17 protein-coding genes are annotated in these 18,726 nt (G+C 63.9%); 7 read left to right on the top strand and 10 right to left on the bottom strand.

Annotated elements, in window-relative coordinates; all coding sequences use genetic code 11:
* Positions 1 to 96: 96 nt before the first annotated feature.
* Positions 97 to 354 (bottom strand): hypothetical protein, encoded by a 258-nt coding sequence (locus VFG49_RS18925; RefSeq protein ID WP_324863501.1) that lies wholly within the window; start codon positions 352 to 354, stop codon positions 97 to 99.
* Positions 355 to 604: 250 nt separating this feature from the next.
* On the opposite strand from VFG49_RS18925, the gene VFG49_RS18920 reads away from it, so the two are divergent.
* A complete protein-coding gene (locus VFG49_RS18920; RefSeq protein ID WP_324863498.1) occupies positions 605 to 1,288 on the top strand; it encodes an aspartyl/asparaginyl beta-hydroxylase domain-containing protein in 684 nt (227 codons plus the stop codon).
* Here VFG49_RS18920 and VFG49_RS18915 read toward each other — a convergent pair.
* The 7 genes from VFG49_RS18915 to fusA form a co-directional block, all read right to left on the bottom strand.
* The gene (locus VFG49_RS18915) at positions 1,232 to 2,365 is read right to left on the bottom strand and encodes a mechanosensitive ion channel family protein (RefSeq protein ID WP_324863496.1); all 1,134 of its coding nucleotides are present in this window, start codon (positions 2,363 to 2,365) and stop codon (positions 1,232 to 1,234) included. The two genes, VFG49_RS18920 and VFG49_RS18915, sit on opposite strands and share 57 nt — an antisense overlap.
* 61 nt (positions 2,366 to 2,426) lie before the next feature.
* On the bottom strand, positions 2,427 to 2,618 hold the full coding sequence (locus tag VFG49_RS18910) for a hypothetical protein (protein ID WP_324863494.1): 192 nt from the start codon (positions 2,616 to 2,618) through the stop codon (positions 2,427 to 2,429).
* Positions 2,619 to 2,802: 184 nt separating this feature from the next.
* Entirely contained in the window at positions 2,803 to 3,342 is a 540-nt protein-coding gene (locus VFG49_RS18905) for a DNA starvation/stationary phase protection protein (protein ID WP_324863492.1), read from the bottom strand.
* A 44-nt stretch (positions 3,343 to 3,386) separates the two neighbouring features.
* A complete protein-coding gene (locus tag VFG49_RS18900; RefSeq protein WP_324863490.1) occupies positions 3,387 to 4,079 on the bottom strand; it encodes a YoaK family protein in 693 nt (230 codons plus the stop codon).
* 55 nt (positions 4,080 to 4,134) lie between these two features.
* On the bottom strand, positions 4,135 to 5,040 hold the full coding sequence (locus VFG49_RS18895; protein ID WP_324863488.1) for a glyoxalase: 906 nt from the start codon (positions 5,038 to 5,040) through the stop codon (positions 4,135 to 4,137).
* 215 nt (positions 5,041 to 5,255) lie between these two features.
* Entirely contained in the window at positions 5,256 to 6,077 is an 822-nt protein-coding gene (locus VFG49_RS18890; RefSeq protein WP_324863486.1) for an alpha/beta hydrolase, read from the bottom strand.
* Between the two features lie 457 nt (positions 6,078 to 6,534).
* Positions 6,535 to 8,664, bottom strand: a complete 2,130-nt coding sequence (gene fusA, locus VFG49_RS18885) for an elongation factor G (protein WP_324863484.1) — start codon at positions 8,662 to 8,664, stop codon at positions 6,535 to 6,537.
* A gap of 365 nt (positions 8,665 to 9,029) precedes the next feature.
* Here fusA and VFG49_RS18880 point away from each other — a divergent pair, with 365 nt between their 5' ends.
* The 5 genes from VFG49_RS18880 (at position 9,030) to VFG49_RS18860 (ending at position 15,322) form a co-directional block, all read left to right on the top strand.
* Positions 9,030 to 11,468, top strand: coding sequence for a TonB-dependent receptor (locus VFG49_RS18880; RefSeq protein ID WP_324863482.1), 2,439 nt, complete (start codon positions 9,030 to 9,032; stop codon positions 11,466 to 11,468).
* 101 nt (positions 11,469 to 11,569) lie between these two features.
* Positions 11,570 to 11,956 (top strand): TraR/DksA family transcriptional regulator, encoded by a 387-nt coding sequence (locus tag VFG49_RS18875; protein ID WP_324863480.1) that lies wholly within the window; start codon positions 11,570 to 11,572, stop codon positions 11,954 to 11,956.
* A gap of 81 nt (positions 11,957 to 12,037) precedes the next feature.
* Positions 12,038 to 12,523 (top strand): peptide-methionine (R)-S-oxide reductase MsrB, encoded by a 486-nt coding sequence (gene msrB, locus VFG49_RS18870; RefSeq protein WP_324863478.1) that lies wholly within the window; start codon positions 12,038 to 12,040, stop codon positions 12,521 to 12,523.
* A gap of 28 nt (positions 12,524 to 12,551) precedes the next feature.
* The gene (locus VFG49_RS18865; RefSeq protein WP_324863476.1) at positions 12,552 to 13,844 is read left to right on the top strand and encodes an acetyl-CoA C-acyltransferase; all 1,293 of its coding nucleotides are present in this window, start codon (positions 12,552 to 12,554) and stop codon (positions 13,842 to 13,844) included.
* Positions 13,845 to 13,897: 53 nt separating this feature from the next.
* Complete coding sequence (locus tag VFG49_RS18860) at positions 13,898 to 15,322, top strand: amidohydrolase family protein (RefSeq protein WP_324863473.1); 1,425 nt, start codon at positions 13,898 to 13,900, stop codon at positions 15,320 to 15,322.
* A gap of 22 nt (positions 15,323 to 15,344) precedes the next feature.
* Here VFG49_RS18860 and VFG49_RS18855 read toward each other — a convergent pair whose 3' ends face one another.
* The gene (locus VFG49_RS18855) at positions 15,345 to 15,932 is read right to left on the bottom strand and encodes a nucleotidyltransferase family protein (RefSeq protein WP_324863471.1); all 588 of its coding nucleotides are present in this window, start codon (positions 15,930 to 15,932) and stop codon (positions 15,345 to 15,347) included.
* 26 nt (positions 15,933 to 15,958) lie between these two features.
* Complete coding sequence (locus tag VFG49_RS18850; RefSeq protein WP_324863469.1) at positions 15,959 to 17,050, bottom strand: XdhC family protein; 1,092 nt, start codon at positions 17,048 to 17,050, stop codon at positions 15,959 to 15,961.
* A gap of 483 nt (positions 17,051 to 17,533) precedes the next feature.
* On the opposite strand from VFG49_RS18850, the gene VFG49_RS18845 reads away from it, so the two are divergent.
* On the top strand, positions 17,534 to 18,721 hold the full coding sequence (locus VFG49_RS18845; protein WP_324863467.1) for a S41 family peptidase: 1,188 nt from the start codon (positions 17,534 to 17,536) through the stop codon (positions 18,719 to 18,721).
* The last annotated feature ends 5 nt before the right edge of the window (positions 18,722 to 18,726 follow it).

The following is an 18,726-nucleotide window of genomic DNA, read 5'->3' as shown; positions in this document are numbered from 1 at the left end:
CCGTGGTCCCGAACGGCAAAGGCCCATCCCGCACTCCCGCTGACGACAAAACCACGCCGCGCATGACTTGCGCGATGTGAGTCACCCCGCGGGAACTCAGCCGCGAAGCTGATGCAGCAACTGCTGCAGCTCGGCGTGCAGGCGCTTTACTTCGGACTGCGCGGCATCACGCGCATGCACCACTTCGTTGTGAATCGCGAGTGGGACGACATGCAGCGACAGGCTTTTCTTTCGCGCCCGGTAGCGGCGTGCGCGCTCCGCCGACGTGAGTGCATTCGCCTTGCGCGGGCGACCCCGGGGGCGCTTGAACGTCAAAGGCAAAGCCAGCGTACCGGGATCAAGGGGGTCAACCATGGCGATTCCTCCGTCGAAGTGGTGCCTATTTTAAGTGACGTCACATAAAATAGCAACGGAAAAATGGCCGAGAAATCAGTAAATCAGCGGTTTTTCTTGAGGCGTCGCGGATACGCCGGCCGGCAACCTGCTGGCCTCAGGTATTCACACCCCAAGGAGCATCCAGCCACTACCGTGCTTCGCCACGACGGATGGCGACCGGCGCCGACAGGCGGACGCCCCACCTCATACCGTGCGGAGACGTGGCCCGATGGATTCGCTTTACGAGTGGTCTTCCCGCACGATCCGCCGGATCTACGACGCTCGCCTGGATACGCCACCCGTACTGGACATTGATGCCTGCTTTCCCGGCGGGCGGCGGTTCGAATCGGCGTGGACCCGACTTCGTGGCGAAGCGCTTGCCGTCCTGAGGGACGCGCCATCCATTCCGCGATTCCACGAAATCATGCCCTCGCAGGAGGAAATCTCGGCACAGGACGGCAAGGATTGGCGCATGTTCCTGCTCAAGGTCTACGGACAGGAGCTGCGCGCAAACCTGGCGCTGTGCCCTCTTCTGCAGGAGTTGCTTCGCGCTACGCCGGAAGCGCTTTCCGCAACACTGTCGTTCCTGGCGCCGCACAAGCACATCCCGCGGCATCAAGGCCCTTTCCGCGGCATCCTGCGCTACCAGCTCAACCTGGATGTACGGCCGGATGAGGATGGCCGTCCGGGCACCGTGTTATGGCTGGCCGGCAAGGAATATCGGCTGGCCAACGGAGCATCCATGCTGTGGGACGACACCTACCCGCATGAAGTGTGGAATCACAGCGATCACATGCGCATCGCCCTGCTGCTCGACGTGCGCCGTCCAGCCATGCCGCTGGATCTGCGGCTGCTGTCAAATACCATCACGGCTGGCGTGGGAGTGGTCGCCCGTTGGCGTGGCCTGGGCTGAAGCGGAACATTCGGGCGCAGCACCTTCCAGCTCTGCGCGCCATCGTGGTAAGGCCTGCGGGTAGTTCGCCTGCACGTAGGCAAGCAGCCCTTCGCGAATGCGGCAGCGCAGGTCCCAGTTCCTGCCCGAATCGGACGAACTGACGAGCGCGCGTACCTGCATGGCTCGCTCGCTGGTATCGACCACCTGCAGCACGCTGACACGGCCATCCCATTCCGGCGACGTCTTGCAAAGGCGCATCAGCTCCTCGCGCAGCGGCGGGACCGGCATGCGGTAATCGAGCCAGACAAACACGCTGCCGACAATCTGCGCACTGCTGCGCGTCCAGTTCTGGAACGGGTTCTCCATGAACCAGTTGAGGGGCACTACAAGCCGGCGCTCGTCCCACAGGCGCACGACCACATAGCTGCCGGTGATCTCCTCGATGCGCCCCCACTCGTTCTGCACGATGACCACGTCGTCCAGCCGGATGGGCTGCGTCAGCGCGATCTGCACGCCCGCGATGAGATTGCTCAACACGGGCTTGGCGGCAAGGCCCAACGCCAGGCCGGCGACACCCGCCGATGCCAGCAGGCTCGTGCCGAGTTGGCGCACACCCGGAATGGTGAGGAGCATGGCACTGATGCCGAGCACGACCACTACGACGTCCGCCGTCCTGCGCAGCACGCGCACCTGCGTGAGCATCCGGCGGGATGCAAGGTTGTCGGCCATGTCCACCGGATAACGCCGGATGGCTGCGCGCTCCAACGCACTCAGGCAGCGTAGCGCCAGCCACGTCACCACGATCAGCAGGGCGACTTCCAGGCCGTGCTCCATCAACTTCCAGGCGGGAAGCACCTCCGTTTCAGGCAGCACGCGCACCGCCACGAAAACAAGGGCCAACGGAATCAACCAGTCCACCGGATCGCGGGCGCGCGCCAGCATGTCCGATATTACCGGGCGATGACGCGTCAACCGCCGCAGCAAGGCGTAAAGCGCGGTCCGCAGGCACAGCGACGCCAGCAGCGCAGCCAACACCGCCATGCCAAGCCGCGTCCATGGATCGCGCAGCCACAACCGACCAAGCATATCCATCATGCGGACATGTCCTTACCGCTAATCGCGTCCCTGTCCGGCCGCGCCCGGTTATGCAGTCGCATCAATCCGAGGGTGCCTTGGCAGGAATGAAGGGCGACACGGGATCGCTGGCCGGAAAGGTTTCCTCCAGCGCCACATCGTGATTTTCGCTCTCCTTGCGCTTGCGCTGCTCCCGTTGCTGGGGCGTCTCCTTCGCGTCTTGCTGCGGATGATCGTGGTCATGCTGGACATCTTTGCGGTCATTACTGGACATGGCGCCTCTTCTCCGTCGTCACCCCGCACGGGCAACGCTGCCGGACGGTTGTCATGGTGATCGTCCGGCAAGCCCCGTAAGCGACATGCTTTGTCCATGTGAGGAGGCATGGACAAGCATCAAGACCAGGTCAAACCCGCGTCACACTGGCGTAGCTCGCGCCAGTGTGACTGAACGCCATGCCTCAGGTGCGGCGGCTCGTCTCGAACAGGAACCACACGCGGCGTTCGGCCTCGTCGATCCAGTTTTCCAGCAGGCTGGCGGTGGCGACGTCGCCGTATTCGTCGCACAGCTCATGCGTGGCACGCATATAGCCGGCCACGCGCTGGTTGTCCTCGCGCAGCTCCGCAAGCATGTCGTCGGGCGTCACGAAATCGGCATCGTTGTCCGACAGGCGCGCCAGCCGCTTGGCGTGACCCAGCGAGCGCAGCGTGGTGCCGCCGAGCTTGCGCACACGTTCGGCAATGGGATCGACCGTGGCATAGATCTGATCCGACTGCTCGTCGAGCAGCAGGTGGTAATCGCGGAAATACGGGCCGGACATGTGCCAGTGGAAATTCTTGGTCTTGAGATACAGGGCCAGGATGTCCGACAGCAACGTGTTGAGTTCGGCGGAGATGTCGCGCGTGGCCTTCTCGCCCAGCGCGGACGGCGTGTTGATTGCCGCCTTCTGACGAGTCTTGGCCTTGCTCGTGTCGCCCTTGGCCTTGCTTGCATTGCTCATGGAATTTCTCCGGTGGTGACTCGGTGAGTATGGACGGTCAGATGTCATTTCGATGTCGCTGGCGCCGCCGCGTCGGCATGGCGCCAGAGTGCGGCCACGGCCAGCAGCGGAGGCACGGCAAAACACCACATGCCACCAACGGCATACAACAAGGCACCTGCGGCGCAGCCGACGGCAAATGCCATCACTGCGACGCTCATGCGACGCAGGCGTGCGTCGATGGGAGCCCTCTGTTCATCGGGCACACCCCGCATGCGGTCGGCCACGTCCAGCATGATCTGCGTGGTCGTTCCGGTCATCAGGGTCGACGGCGGCGCGCTGGCCAGGTGCACGCGATGCAAGGCGTTCTGGATAGCCATGGCACCCACCAGGGTCATGCCCGTAAGCGTCGCTGCCCAACTATCCCCCTGCGGAAACGGGCCGCAGCGGATGGCAAGCGCCATGGCCAGCACGAGCAACACCAGCTTGATCGCCAGCAGCGAACGAACCACGGGCTGTCCATGATCGACAAGCTGGTAATGCAGCAGGCGTGCGCCGATGACAAAGAGACAGAACACCGGCAATGCCAGCAGCTTGGCAACGATGCCGGATGTACCGGACACCAGCGCCGCACCGATAGTGACGAAGTTGCCCGTGACGTGGGCGGTGAACAGGCCGTGCAGCGCAAGAAAGCCGGATGTGTCGACATAGCCAGCCATCACGCTGAGGATGGTGGGCAGCCAGGGTTTCTCGGTCATGCGTTAGCGCTCCTCGCCGCTGGCGGGGCCGCCATGGCGCACTTCCAGCCCGCGCTCAGTAAACGCCATTGGCGTGAATCTCCGCCACATAGCCACCCGGAAACTCCACCACCGACGACGTGCGCCCCTCGCTCACGAGTGGCTCGACCAGCACTTTCACGCCATGCGCCCTGGCCCGGTCAAGCGTGGCGGACAGATCAGCCACTTCGTATCCGGTGATCTCGTGGCCATAGGGAAATGGCAGGTGGCCGTCGGTGACAAACACGGCCATCTTGCCAAACGTGGAATCCACGCGGATACGACGGAACACATCTCCGGGACGGCCGATCTCCACGCCCGGCGCCCGCGCTTCATCCGATACCACCTTGCCGTGCGAAAACGCGATGAAGGCTTTCACGAATGCCTCTGCGCGATCTGGCGACACGTAGACGCGATTCTCGGGAATGGTCTGCAAGGCCGCGTACTGCGGCGCCGTGTTGTGCCAGTAGAGCTGCATGTTGACGCCACCCGGCCACTGGACCACCGCGTCGCGACCGATGGGGTCTGCGAACGGCTGCACGATGACGTCGGCGCCGGCCGCGCGGGCGGCCTTGATCGCCACGTCGAGATCCTTCACCAGGTAACCCGTGCGCTCCTCACCGAAGGGATGAGGGATCGGCGTGCGGAAGCCAAACAGGGATACGGTGCCCGCCGGCGTCTGCAGCAACTGGGTACTGGTGCTGCTGGGCGTCGGCGTAACGGTGGCGATGCCCTGCTTCGTGCTTTGTCCGCCGAACGTCGCCAGGAAACTTTCAACGAAACGATCCACGTCGGCCGGAGCAACATAGACATGCGTGGTGTCATATTGCGGGCCCACCGCCACAACCGGGGCGACGACGACCTCCTGCACAGCCGATGCCTGCACACTTGCCTCGGTGGCGCAGGCCATGGCGAGCACAAACAACCTGGCGGACATGCGCATGCGATGACTCCGGCGGAATGTCAGGGATGAACTCTTGCGAAAACAGACGATGTGCGCCGATTCGCTACAGTGCTGCAAGACCAGCGGAAAACGTCGCGACCAGACCCGCTCGCCCGAAATATCGTTCGTCACGGTAAAAACCGCCATGACGATGTGCAAGTGAGGAGCGACACACCATCGAAGCGCCGGCCACGTCATGCGGCCGGCGCGCCGGTTCAGGAGCGGATGAACTCCAGCAGATCCTGGTTCACCTGATCCTGATGTGTCGCCGTGAGGCCGTGCGGTGCGCCCGGATAAACCTTCAGCGTGGCGTTCTTGATGATCTTGGCCGAGAGGCGGCCCGCGGCATCGATCGGCACGATCTGGTCGTCATCGCCATGGATCACCAGCGCCGGCACCTCGATCTTCCGCAGATCCGGGGTGTAGTCCACCTCCGAGAACTGCTTGATGCAGTCGTACTGGCCCTTCAGGCCGCCTGACATGCCCTGCGCCCAGAACGAGTCACGCATGCCCTGGGTCGCCTTGGAGTTGGGGCGATTGGCGCCGTAGAACGGCGCTGACAGGTCCAGGAAAAACTGCGAACGGTCATCGAAGGTCTTCTTGCGGATGTCGTCGAATACCTCGATCGGCAGACCGCCCGGGTTGTTCGCCGTCTTCAGCATGATCGGCGGCACCGCGCCGATCAGCACGATCTTGGCCACGCGTGCGTTGCCGTGACGACCGATGTAATGGGACACCTCGCCACCACCCGTGGAATGGCCAACCAGCACGATATTCTTGAGGTCGAGTTTTTCGATCACTGCCGCCAGGTCATCAGCGTAGGTATCCATGTCGTTGCCGTCCCAGGCCTGGGACGAACGGCCATGGCTGCGGCGATCGTGCGCAATGGTGCGATAGCCGTGCGAACTCAGGAACATCATCTGCGCATCCCACGCATCGGCCGTCAGCGGCCAACCGTGCGAGAACACGACCGGCTGGCCCTGACCCAAATCCTTGTAATAAATCTGCGTCCCGTCTTTCGTAGTAATCATGCTCATGGAGAATGTTCCTGCGGGGTTGGAAGAGCGCATCGGCGCCGGATGAAAACAAAAGCATGGCCCGTACAAAAATCGGCAAGGCCAGCCAAGATGAAAACCAAGGCGACATGACAGAGGCCATCGCATCCGCATGCCGATTCCGCCTTCACGCCCCAAGGCCGCCACTGAGTACTTCTTGAAATCGGCCAGGGCCGCGGCGGGCATATCGCCATCCGCGGCACGCGTCCATCAACGATGCCCCGGTGTCGGTATTTGCCAGGTGAACCATCCCCCCATCGCACACTAAAACCTCGTTGCCTCCACGCAGGTGCAGCGAGGCAAGCCACGAGCCCTGAAAGTTATTCGCCGAAATCTCGTCCGCTGTTACACCGACATGACGATCCGGCTCGCGCGTTACCTGGAAGAGCCCGAACCTTGCCCGGGCTTTTTTCGTTCACGGCACTTCTCGCCACATGGGCTACTTCGTTTCCTTCTCCATCAGCTTGTCCACCAGGTTGGGCGGCACTTCCATGTAGTGGTCGAATTCCATCGTGAAAGTGCCGCGCCCGCGGGTGGCCGAGCGCAGGAAGTTGATGTAACCGAACATCTCCGCCAGCGGCACGAAACCCTGCACGAAGGCCTGCGTGCCACGTTGCCCCTGGTCGCTCACGGTGCCACGTCGACGATTGATATCACCGATGACATCGCCCAGGTAGTCGGCCTCGGTCACCACTTCCAGCCGCATCACCGGCTCCAACAGCTTGGGCCTGCTGAGCCTCTGGGCTTCGCGGAAGCACTGGCGCGAGGCGATCTCGAAGGCCAGTGCGGACGAATCGACGTCGTGGAACTTGCCGTCGATGAGTCGCGCCTTGAAATCGACGACTTCGTAGCCGGCCACCTGGCCTTCCCGCGACTCCACCGTAACGGCATGCTCCACCGCCGGGATGTACTCGCGCGGCACGCGACCACCCACGATTTCGTCGGCAAACACCACGCCCGTCCCGGACGCCTGCGGTTCGAACACCATGGTCACTTCGGCGAACTGGCCCGAGCCACCCGATTGCTTCTTGTGCGTGTAGGTATGTTGCACCGGCTGGCCGAATGCCTCGCGGAAGCTCACCTTGGGCTTGCCCATGTTGGCGTCCACACCCAGCTCGGTGCGCATGCGGTCGATGGTCACTTCAAGATGCAGCTCGCCCATGCCCTTGAGCACGGTCTGCCCGGTTTCCTTGTCGACCTCCAGGCGCAGCGAGGGATCGGCCTTCACCATCTTGTAGAGCGCGGAGGAAAGCTTTTCCACGTCATTGCGGTGCTTGGGTTCGACCGAAACGCTGATTACCGGATCCGGGAATCGCATGCGTTCTAGCAGCGCGGGATGCGCGGGCTCGGCTAGCGAATCGCCGGTTTCCGTCTCCTTCATGGAAACGAACGCGCAGATGTCTCCCGCGCGCACTTCCTCGATTTCGCGCGTGGCGCTGGCCTGCACTTCAACGATGCGACCTACGCGCTCCTTCCTGCCGCGCGTGACGTTGAGCAAGGTATCGCCTCGCTTGATGACTCCCGAATACACGCGACAGAAAGTGAGCGTGCCGAACTGATCGTTGATCACCTTGAAGGCCAGCGCGCGTGCCGGCGCCTCATCGACCACGCCCTGGTCGCCAATGACATGCCCGTCCTCATCCACCAGCGCGATGCCGCCGTTCTCGCCCGGATACGGCAGGTAGTCGATGACACCATCAAGCAACTGCTGCACGCCCTTGTTGCGATAGGACGAACCACAAAACACCGGCACGAGCTTGCCCGACACGCAGCCCTTGCGGATGCAGTCCTTCAAGGTCTTGGCGTCGTACTCGCCGGTCTCGATGAGCTTTTCGAAGGCGGCGTCGTCCATCGACAACGCGCGCTCCAGCGTTTCTTCGCGCAGCTTGGCAAGGTTGGCCACCCATTCCTGGTCGCCTGCGGAGGAGAAATTCACGCGCCCGGCAATCTCATCGAGCGGCACCGTGTCCCACTGGCTGTCCTTGTCGTCGCCCTTCCACAGATAACCGACGCCAGCCACGAGATCGGCCATGCCGATGAATTCGTCGTGGCTTCCCAGCGGCACCTGGCACAGCAATACATTGGCGCCCAGGCGCTCGCGGATGCCCTTCACGCAGTGCGCGAAGTTCGCGCCGATGCGGTCCATCTTGTTGATGTAGCACAGACGCGGCACGTTGTACTGGTCGGCGAGGCGCCAGTTGGTCTCGGTCTGCGGTTCCACGCCGGCCACGCCATCGAACACCACGACCGCGCCATCAAGCACGCGCAGGCTGCGATTCACCTCGATGGTGAAATCGACATGCCCCGGCGTATCGATCAGATTAATCTGGTAACCCCGCCACTCGGTGGACACCGCCGCCGACTGGATGGTGATGCCGCGCTTGCGCTCCTGCTCGAGGTAATCGGTGGTGGTCGAGCCCTTGCCTTCCTTGGTGTCGTGGACGTCGACGATCTGGTGCTTTTTACCCGTGTAATACAGCACGCGCTCGGTCGTGGTGGTCTTGCCTGCGTCGATGTGAGCGATGATGCCAATGTTGCGGTACATCTGAAGCGCTTTTTGCCGAGCCATAAGATCCTGTCCAGAAAAGCCGTTCAACCCGGGTGCAAACCAAGCTGCGTTTTGCCAATGCCCGGAACCTCTACGGCACATAAGGTGGTTCAGCGCAGCATCAACGCTGCGTGAAGACCAACCCACGACTCCCTGCACTTGACGCGGCGCACCGTGGCGCAGCCTCATCGTCCCTACGCCGCCCTCCGTGCTTGAACCCTCCCCGCCGGACCCTCGGGCCCGGCTCCGTCATGACGAATCGTCATGAGCTAGGAAGCATTTCTCATTGGACATGTTTGGACGTCTATACCGCTGTTGACTACCTCCGAGGGCAGCGTATAGCCTGCAATTGTTGCAACGCACAAACCACGTGGGGAATACAAAAAATGCATAAACAACACAACGGCCTGAAGGCCACGCCTACCCTCCTCTCCCTTGCACTACTGGCCGCCTTCTCCAGCGCCCATGCCCAGGACACCAATACGTCGACGCCGGAGAACGCCAAGAAGCTCAGTGCTGTCATCGTCACCGGCACGCGCGCTGACAATCGCACCGAAAGCAGCTCGCTCACGCCGATCGACGTCGTCTCTGCCGACACGCTCAAGCAGACCGGCACCACCGAACTCACCACCGCGCTCGCACGCATCATTCCCTCGCTGACCTTTCCGCGCCCGTCCGCGGCGGACACCGCCGATTCTCAGCGGCCTGCGCAGCTGCGCGGCCTCTCGCCGGATCAGGTATTGGTGCTGGTGGATGGCAAGCGCTGGCATCCTGGCGCGATCCTGCTCACGAACGGCGTACTGGGCCGCGGATCGCAGGCGGTGGATCTCAACACCATTCCCATCGGTGCGATCGACCACATCGAAGTGCTGCGTGATGGCGCTTCCGCGCAATATGGCTCGGACGCCATCGCCGGCGTCATCAACATCGTGCTGAAGAAAGGCGCGCAGGGTGGCGATGTCGAAGTCACCGGCGGACAGTATTCGGCGGGCGATGGCCGGCAATGGCAGGGCTCGGCCGACTTCGGCATCCCGCTCAACAACGACAAGGGCTGGATCCGTTTCACGCTGCAGGATGGCAACCAGGATTACACCAACCGGGCCCAGCCCAATCGCACGCGCCCATGGGAAGGCACCACGCAGCGTTACGGCGACCCGGCGGTGAAGGATCACAACCTGTTCCTCAACGCGCAGTACGACATCACGCCCGGCGTGCAGTTCTATGCGTTCGGTCACTACAGCGATCGCGACACGACATCGCCCGCGTTCTTCCGCAACCTCGCCAACAGCAACTCGGTGCCGTCGATCTACCCCAACGGATACCTGCCGCTGGAGCACGCCGACTCCACCGACCAGTCACTGGTGATCGGGCTGCGCGGCAAGACCGCCGGAGGATGGCGCTGGGACGTCAGCGGCAATTACGGCGGCAATCGCGTGTCCTATGCCACGGAAAACAGCGTGAATCGTGCTTTCCTGCACGACTTCGGCTACAGCCCCACGGCATTCCACGACGGCATCCTCAGCGCTTCGCAACAGTCGTTCGACGTGGACATCGCCAAGGAGCTGTCCACCAGCTGGCTGCCCAATCCAGTGACGCTGGCGTTCGGCGCGGAATACCTGCGCCAGACCTACAAGATCGAAGCCGGCGACCTGCCCTCGTGGTACACCGGCACGTCCGGCGTGTCGGGTGGCGCGCAGGGCTTCGGCGGTTACCAGCCATCGAACGCGGGCTCGTTCAGTCGCCATGACGTGGCCGAGTACATCAGCCTGGAAACCAACCTCACCGATCGCTTCGGCACGTCACTGGCGTTGCGCCACGAGGACTACACCGACTTCGGCAACACCACCTCGGGTGCGCTGGCCGGTCGCTTCGACTTCACCAGCAGCTTTGCCCTGCGCGGCAGCATCTCCACCGGCTTCCGCGCACCATCGCTGGCGCAGCAGCACTACGCGTACACCTCGTCGCTGTACTACGGCGCAGGCAACTCGCTGGGGCTTCCGCCCGGCATCTACAACACAGGCCTGGTGCCGGTCGACAGCCAGGTAGGCAAGTTGCTGGGCGCGCAACCGCTGGAGCCGGAGAAGTCGCACAACTACACGCTGGGTGCGGTGTGGAATCCGCTCGATGCGCTGAACCTGAGCCTCGATGTCTACCAGATCGACATTGACAACCGCATCACGCTGTCCAGCAACCTCGCCACCACTTCGCCGACGGTGCAGGCGTACCTGGCTGCGAACGGCGTTACCAACATCAACTACAGCGGCATCGCCTATTTCACCAATGCGGTGGATACGCGCACGCGCGGCGTCGACCTGGTGGCCAGCTACCTCAGCGACTTTGGCAATGCCGGCACGCTGCAGAGCACGCTGAGCTACAACTACAACAAGAACAAGGTCACCGACATCAAGGCGAACCCGGCGATCCTCAACCAGCTGGGAGTGAACCTCAAGCGCATCGACCGCCGCGACCAATACGGCCTGCTGGCCGATACCACGCCACGCAGCAAGCTCATCCTCAATGAGGCCTACAACGTCGGTCACTGGGGCTTCAGCGGCACGCTGACGCGCTACGGCAGCTTCGTGTCGTACAACTCCACCACGGCATCGCTGGACCAGGACTTCGACGCCAAGTGGATCCTGGATCTTGCGGTGAACTACAACGTGGATCGCTGGACCTTCACGGTGGGCGGCGACAACGTGCTCAACACCTATCCGGACAAGGTGATCGCAGCCAACGACAACAACGGCACCATGCCCTATTCGGTGTTCTCGCCGTTCGGGTTCAACGGCGCCTATGTCTACGGCAAGGTGGCGTATCGCTGGTAAGGCGCAACCGGCGTGCGGTGCATGGATGGCGCCGCACGCCTTCACCACACCAAAACGATGGGTGTGCCATAGCTAGCGGACACTCTCATCGGAGACGCCCCATGCCCGCCGAGCAAGCCAACCTCAGCCCGGAATTCATCGCGCAGCAGCACAAGCGGCTGGAAGCCTTGCGGCAGCAGGTCCTTGGTGGCGAGCTTTCCTCCGTGGCCGCGCGGCGTTCGTTCGCCGAAGAGCACGGCGACGAAGCCAGGGAATTTGAGGAAGAGGCGCAGGACTCCGCCCAGGAGGAAATCCGCCAGGCCGAACGCGATATTGATGCCACGCGCATCAGCCATATCGAGCGGGCATTGCAGAAGATCGACGATGGCAGTTACGGCTTGTCCGACCTCAGTGGCAAGCCGATTCCCAAGGCAAGGCTGGAGGCCACGCCCGAGGCCATCCTCACCGTGGAGGAAGAACAGGCGGCCGAGCGCAAGCTGACGCCTTGAATCCGCCTCGCAGGCCACCATGTCGGGGCACGTCGCCGGCCACGGCCGGACGTCCCCTTCAGGATCGCCGAGGAGCATGTCGTGAGTGCACCTGCCCCGTTCGACCTTTCGCCACCATCGCCGCTGCAGTTTGACCAGCTCGTTTCCGCGCTGACGCAGGAGGAGCGCGACGTGCTGCTCGAACACGGCACCGAATCGCCGTTTTGCGGCGTGCTGCTGGCGGAGAAGCGCGCGGGCGTGTATGGCTGCCGGCTATGCGGCTTGCCACTGTTCCTTGCCGGCGCAAAGTTCGACAGTCGTACCGGATGGCCGAGCTTCACGGCACCGTTCGACGAACGTCACCTGACGTATGTACGCGACACCGGCTACGGCATGGTCCGCACGGAGATCCGTTGCGCACGCTGCGGCAGCCACCAGGGGCATGTGTTCGACGACGGCCCGCCGCCGACGCACCAGCGCTACTGCATCAATTCGGTAGCGCTCGAATTCGTGGCTGCCACTGACCGGCTGCCCGACAAGCTGGGACGCGGCGCGCCCGAAGGCGCACCCTGGCACTTGGACGCCTGACGTTTCCAACCCACGATACGGGACATCCATGACCCTGCATTCGCGTTATCGCCATCCGGTGTGGCTTGCGGCGGGCGTGCGCACGCCCTTTTCCAAGGTCGACGGCGCGCTGGCTTCGCACGACGCCATTGCGCTGTCCGTGCCCGTGGTGCGGCACATGCTGGACAGCCTTCCAGACGGAAAGACGCCCGATGTCGCAGTGTGGGGCACCGTGGTGCCCAACCTCACCTGGAGCAACCTGGCGCGTGAAGTGTTGATGGACGCCGGTGCGCCCGCCACCATTCCCGCGTTCTCGACGATCATGGCCTGTTCGACCAGCATGATCGGCATGATCGAGGCGGCCGGCATGCTTGACGATGACAGCATGCAGCTTGCCCTTGTCGGTGGCGTGGACAGCCTCAGCCGCATCCAGCTCGGTCTCAACCAGCGCCTGTCGGACTGGATTCGCCGCTTCCAGAAGGCACGCTCGGTGGGCGAGAAGGTATCGCACGCGCTTTCGCTCAAGCTGGGCGACATCAGCCTGTACATCCCCGGCATCGTTAACCGCACCAGCGGCCTGAGCATGGGCGAGCACACCGAGATCACTGCCAAGGAGTGGAAGCTCACGCGCGAGGATCAGGACCAGATCGCCTATGACAGCCATCGCCATACGGTGGACGCGTGGAACCGCGGCTTCTTCGATGACTTGGTGATTCCCATCGGCGACTTCCGCCGCGACAGCATCGCGCGCGCGGACACGTCGCTGGAAAAGCTGGCCAAGCTGCCGCCGGCATTCGATCGCACCAGCGGACAGGGCACGCTGACCGCCGGCAATTCTTCGCCGCTGACCGATGGCGCCGCGAGCCTGTGGGTTTCCACCCAGAAAGGCCTGGAGCGATTACCCAGCCATGTGCCCCGCGTGAAACTGGTCGACTGGGAAATCGCCGCGATCGATTTCCGCACGGAAGGCCTGTTGATGGCGCCCGCCTATGCCATTCCCCGCCTGTTGGCACGGCACGGGCTGAATTACCAGGACATCGGCCTGTGGGAAATCCACGAAGCGTTCGCCGCCCAGGTACTCGCGCACATCGCGGCGTTGCAGAGCCGGGAGTTCCTCGCGCGCAAGGCCGGCGTGGAGCGCGATTTCGGTACCTTCCCGCGCGATCGGCTCAACCCGAACGGTGGCAGCCTGGCGATTGGCCATCCCTTTGGTGCGACCGGCGCACGCATTCTCAGCCAGGCGGTGAAGGAGCTTGCCGCGCAACCGCCCGGCACCCGCGCCATCGTCAGCATCTGCGCCGATGGCGGCCAGGGCACGGTCGCCCTGCTCGAAGCCGGGTAACCGACGCCGCAGGCCTTTGCTAGGATGCCGCCCACACTCCAAGGGGATGGCGCATGACGCGGCAGCGATCGGTATGGGCAGTGGCTCTGGCGGGCATCCTGTCGACGTCGGCGCTCGCCGCCGACATGTCGACCAATGGCAAGGAATTCGTTGCCTACGGGCAACCCGTCATCGCGTTCACGCACGCGACCGTGGTCGATGGCACGGGCAACAAGGCAGCGCGTGACCAGACCCTGGTGATCGACGCCGGCCGCATCGTCGCGCTCGGTCGAGCCAGCAGGGTGAAGGTGCCCGGCGAAGCCACCGTGATCGATGCGAAGGGCAAGACGCTGCTGCCCGGTTTCGTGATGGTGCACGAGCACATGTTCTATCCGGCGGGCGGCGCCGAATACAACGAAATGAGCTACAGCTTCCCCAGGCTCTATCTCGCTGGCGGCACCACCACGATGCGCACCGCGGGCTCGATGATGCCGTATGCCGACATCAATGTGCGCGACGCCATTGCCCGCGGCGACGTGCTTGGCCCCGACATCGACGCGACCGGCCCTTACCTCAACGGTCCGGGCCTGCCCATTCCGGGCGTGCACGCATTGAGCGGCGTGGACGATGCGGAACGCACGGTCGACTACTGGGCCGACGAAGGCGCGACATCCTTCAAGGCCTACATGAATATCACGCGTGCCGAACTGCAGCGCGTGATCGACGTGGCGCATCGACATCACGCGAAGGTGACGGGACATTTGTGCTCGGTGACCTATCGCGAAGCGGTGCACCTCGGCATCGACAATCTCGAGCATGGCTTTTTCGTGGCCACTGACTTCCGCGACGACAAGCAGCCGGACGACTGTCCGCGCGGCAATGCCACGAAGACATTCCAGTCGCTCGATCCCGCGTCACCCGAGGTCACTTCGTTGATCAAGCTGATGGTCGACCACCACGTGGCCCTCACCTCCACGCTGACGGTGTTCGAGACGTTCGTCGCCGGACGGCCGAAGGCGCCGCAGGGCGCGCTGGAGCTGATGCTTCCCGAGGTACGCAAGGCATACGAGGCCAGCTGGGACAAGGCACAGCACGCGGCGGGCCCGTTCACGCCCGAGGCCTATGCCAAGATCTCGCGCCTCGAAAAACAGTTCTCCGATGCCGGTGGCCTGCTGCTCGCGGGTACGGATCCGACCGGATACGGCGGCGTGGTGCCCGGTTATTCCTCCAAGCGCGAAATCGAACTGCTGGTCGAGGAAGGCTTCAGCTTCGAGCAGGCCGTCAAGGTGGCGACTGCCAACGGCGCGAAGTATCTCGGCCGCGACAAGGATGTCGGCACCCTCGCCGTGGGCAAGCGCGCCGACATCGTGGTGATCGACGGTGACCCGGTGCACGATGCGAGCGCGATCGAACGCATGCCGCTGGTGTTCAAGCAGGGCGTGGGCTACGACACGCAGAAGATCTTCGCGGCCACGCAGGGGACGGTCGGCCTGCACTGAAACCGCCGAAGCGCGATCAACGTCAGGCGTCGCGTGACGCCTCACCAGCAAGCCAGGCGGCGAAGTCCGCGGGCGTGTCGATGTCGATCGCGGCCCGCGGCATGTCAATGGCCATCACGCGGTCAGCATGCCGTTCCAGCAACGGGAGTGCGCCTTGCCTGCCGGATAACGCCTGCAACTCGGCGGCGAACTCCCGGGGAAATACACAGGGAGGCCCCTGGTGTCCCTCATAGCGGCTCGCAACGATCCGCTCCGGTGTCTGCGCATGCGCTTCCAGCAGACGGTGCAGATCTTCGATGCGCACAGCCGGTTGATCGGCCAGAAGCACCATGATCGCCGCATCCGGTGCAAGGCCCGCCAGGGCCGTCGTGCCGACGGCCAGCGAACGACCCATGCCTTGCGCCCATTCGTCGTTGTGACGGATATGGACGTCCAAATCGGATAGGCCATGGATGACGTCAGCGGCGTGCTCGCCGGTGACCACGACGACAGGCCACGCACCAGCGGCCGTGACGATTTCCGCGACGCGGCGAACCATCGGAACGCCAGCGATCGGCAAGCATTGCTTGGCTGCACCAAAGCGACTGGCTTCGCCCGCAGCAAGCAACACGGCAGCCACGGTCGCGACAGACACGCTCATGCGTGTATGGACGAAAGCGAGAGCGACAGCGGCCCGCCTTGCCGGCCGTTGCGCAGAGCCAGGATTTCCGCGGCCACGGCCAGCGCGATCTCCTGCGGTGTTTCCGAGCCCACGTCGAGCCCTGCCGGAACGCGCAGTCGCGACTGCGCGCCAGGAAACGCCTTGCGTATCTTTCCGGCGCGCTGCCTTGAACCGATCACGCCGACGTAAGGCGCGGGGCTATCCAGCAGGACCTTCAGGTATTGAAGATCGCGTTCCAGCTGATGGGTCATGACCACCACCGAAGTCATCGCGTCGATCACCACTTTGGAGGCAAGCGCGCCGGGAGTGGCGATGACATGGCGAATGCCATCAGGCAGCGTGATGTTGGTCGCCGCCGGAGTTGACAGCGTGGCGTGCCAGCCCAATCGCACGGCGATGTCGCACAGCAACCGCGCACCCAGGCCATCGCCCACCACGAGCAGGGCGTGCGGAGGTTCGATGCCTTCGAGCAGCACGTCATGCAGGCGGCCATCGATGTCCAGGCGCAGGGTGTCGGCCGTGGCGTCACGCATCGTCGCCATGGCGGACTCCATCGCGCCGCGCATCGACGTTCCATCCGCGTCGTGCCACCAAACATCGCTTCCACGAACCAGCCGCCGCGGTCGCGGCGTATCGACCACGCCATCCGTCGCAAAAACCGTCGCCATGGCACCGCTTTGCCGCTGCGCGCGCAGTTTGGCCATGGCATGCAGGAAATCGATGTCGGACGTTTCGCGCCAAGGCTCGATGAGCACTTCAAGCTCGCCGCCGCAGCCGGTTTCGATCATCACGTCGTAGTTGGACTCGCGGCCATAACCGACCAGCGCCGCACGGCCATGTTCGATCACCTGCGTTGCGCGCAGGACGATGTCGCGCTGCGGGCAGCCGCCGGAAAGCTCGCAAATCATATGGCCGTCCGGCAGTACCAGCATGCTGGCACCGGCGCGGCGAAACGTGGAACCCCGCGTGCGGGTGATCGTCACCAGCGCGGCCGCGCATGGCCCCTGCCCTAGCGGCAATGATCGCGCGGCGCGATACAGCGGCTCGAACTCCTGCGCAACGTTCATGATCGTCTACCTTCGGCGCTCGCGCCGCATGTTCCGCCATAAGTTGTCACCAGGCCAGCACGGTGGCGTCATGGCGTTGGCTCCGTTCGCACGATGGAAATTTCTCGTTGCGTTCACGGCAGCCCGCGTGGCCTGCATGCCACGAGGTGATACCGGCAAGTTCTTGCCGGCTTCATGGATGCCCAGCGGCCCGCTACCATCGCCCGGTCGCAAGGCCACGGAACAGACCTTGAACCAATTCGCCTCACGGATCACCCGATCGACCGGCGGGCAAGCCGCCCTCCTTCGCTGCCTGTTCGCCTGCACGCTCGCCATCGGCAGCTCGCATGCGCAGGACGCGACGTCGCCAACCCAGTCCCGCTGGGCGCTGTCCAGGGGTGGCAACGACTACAGCCTCTCCGCGTCGGGCAACTCACTGTCTTCGGAAGGCGCGCAGACCCACCTTGCTTCGCATGAAGGCCGGCACGCCCGTTCGGCAGTTCGGTGGCCAGCGCTGATGCCGAGTACTTCCGTGGACACACGGTGCGCCTGTCGGCTGTCATCGATACCACCGACACCACGGGCGGTGCAGGCCTCTGGCTGCGCGCCGATGGCGAGCACGGACCGGTCGCCTTTGCCAACTCGCAAGCCAACGATGTGCGAGGAACGCGCGCCGACGAACGGCGCGAAGTGAGCATTGCCGTGCCGCCCGACGCCACGAAGCTGGTGTTCGGTGCACTGCTCCAGGGCGACGGCGACGCTTCGTTCCGGCACATCGTGCTCGAACGCGGCGACGCCATCGACCCGGCCAGCGCAGGCAATGCCACGCAGGAACTGGAGGCGGCCATCACGCTGGTGAAAGAACAGGCACTGCGCGCCTCCACGGTGGACTGGGACACGCTGGTTCCCAGCCTGCGTGCGCACGTGAGCGAAAACGGCTGGGCCAGCGAAGCCTATCCGGCGATCAAATCATTGCTGGGCGCGCTGCAGGATCACCACAGCCATTTTGTGTCTCGCGAAGAGAACCGCGCCAACCGGTCGGGTGAAAACCGCTGGACGCCCGCCACGGTCCAGCTGCATCCGGACGGTATCGGCTACATCGCGCTGCCTGCCTTCGGAAGCGTCGATGCTCGGGCGGCGAATGCCTATGTGGCGCAAGTGACGGGTCCCTTGCTGCAGATCCAGCCACAGGTGCGACACGGGTGGATCATCGACCTGCGCGGCGACAGCGGCGGCAACATGTGGCCGATGATCGGCGCACTGAAAGCCTTTCTCGGCACTGGCCCGCTGGGTTATTTCAAGGGCCGCGAGGGCCTGTCTGCACCCTGGGTGGCCGGATTGACGCTCTCGGTGCTCCCGCCGATCCCCAACCTCGGCTCCGTGCCACTCGCCGTGCTCACCGGCCCGCATACCGCCAGCGCGGGCGAAGCGGTGGTGATCGCCTTGCATGGACGACCCCACACGCGCTTCTTCGGCGCGCCTACGGCAGGCGTACCCACGGGCAATCGCACCCTTGAGTTGCCTGATGGCGCGGCCATCGCGCTTACCACCAGTGTCGAGCTCGATCGATCGCATACCCGGTACGACGGTCCCATCGCGCCCGACGTGATCACGTCCTCCGATGGCCCGGGCGACGCGGCCTTGCAGGCAGCGCAGGCATGGCTGCTGGAGGCGCCTCGCGATACGCGCTGACCGGC

The organism is Dyella sp., from assembly GCF_035685885.1.
Taxonomy (GTDB): Bacteria; Pseudomonadota; Gammaproteobacteria; order Xanthomonadales; family Rhodanobacteraceae; genus Dyella.
Note: the sequence above shows the minus strand (reverse complement) of the source record. Positions and strands in the feature narration are given on the sequence as shown.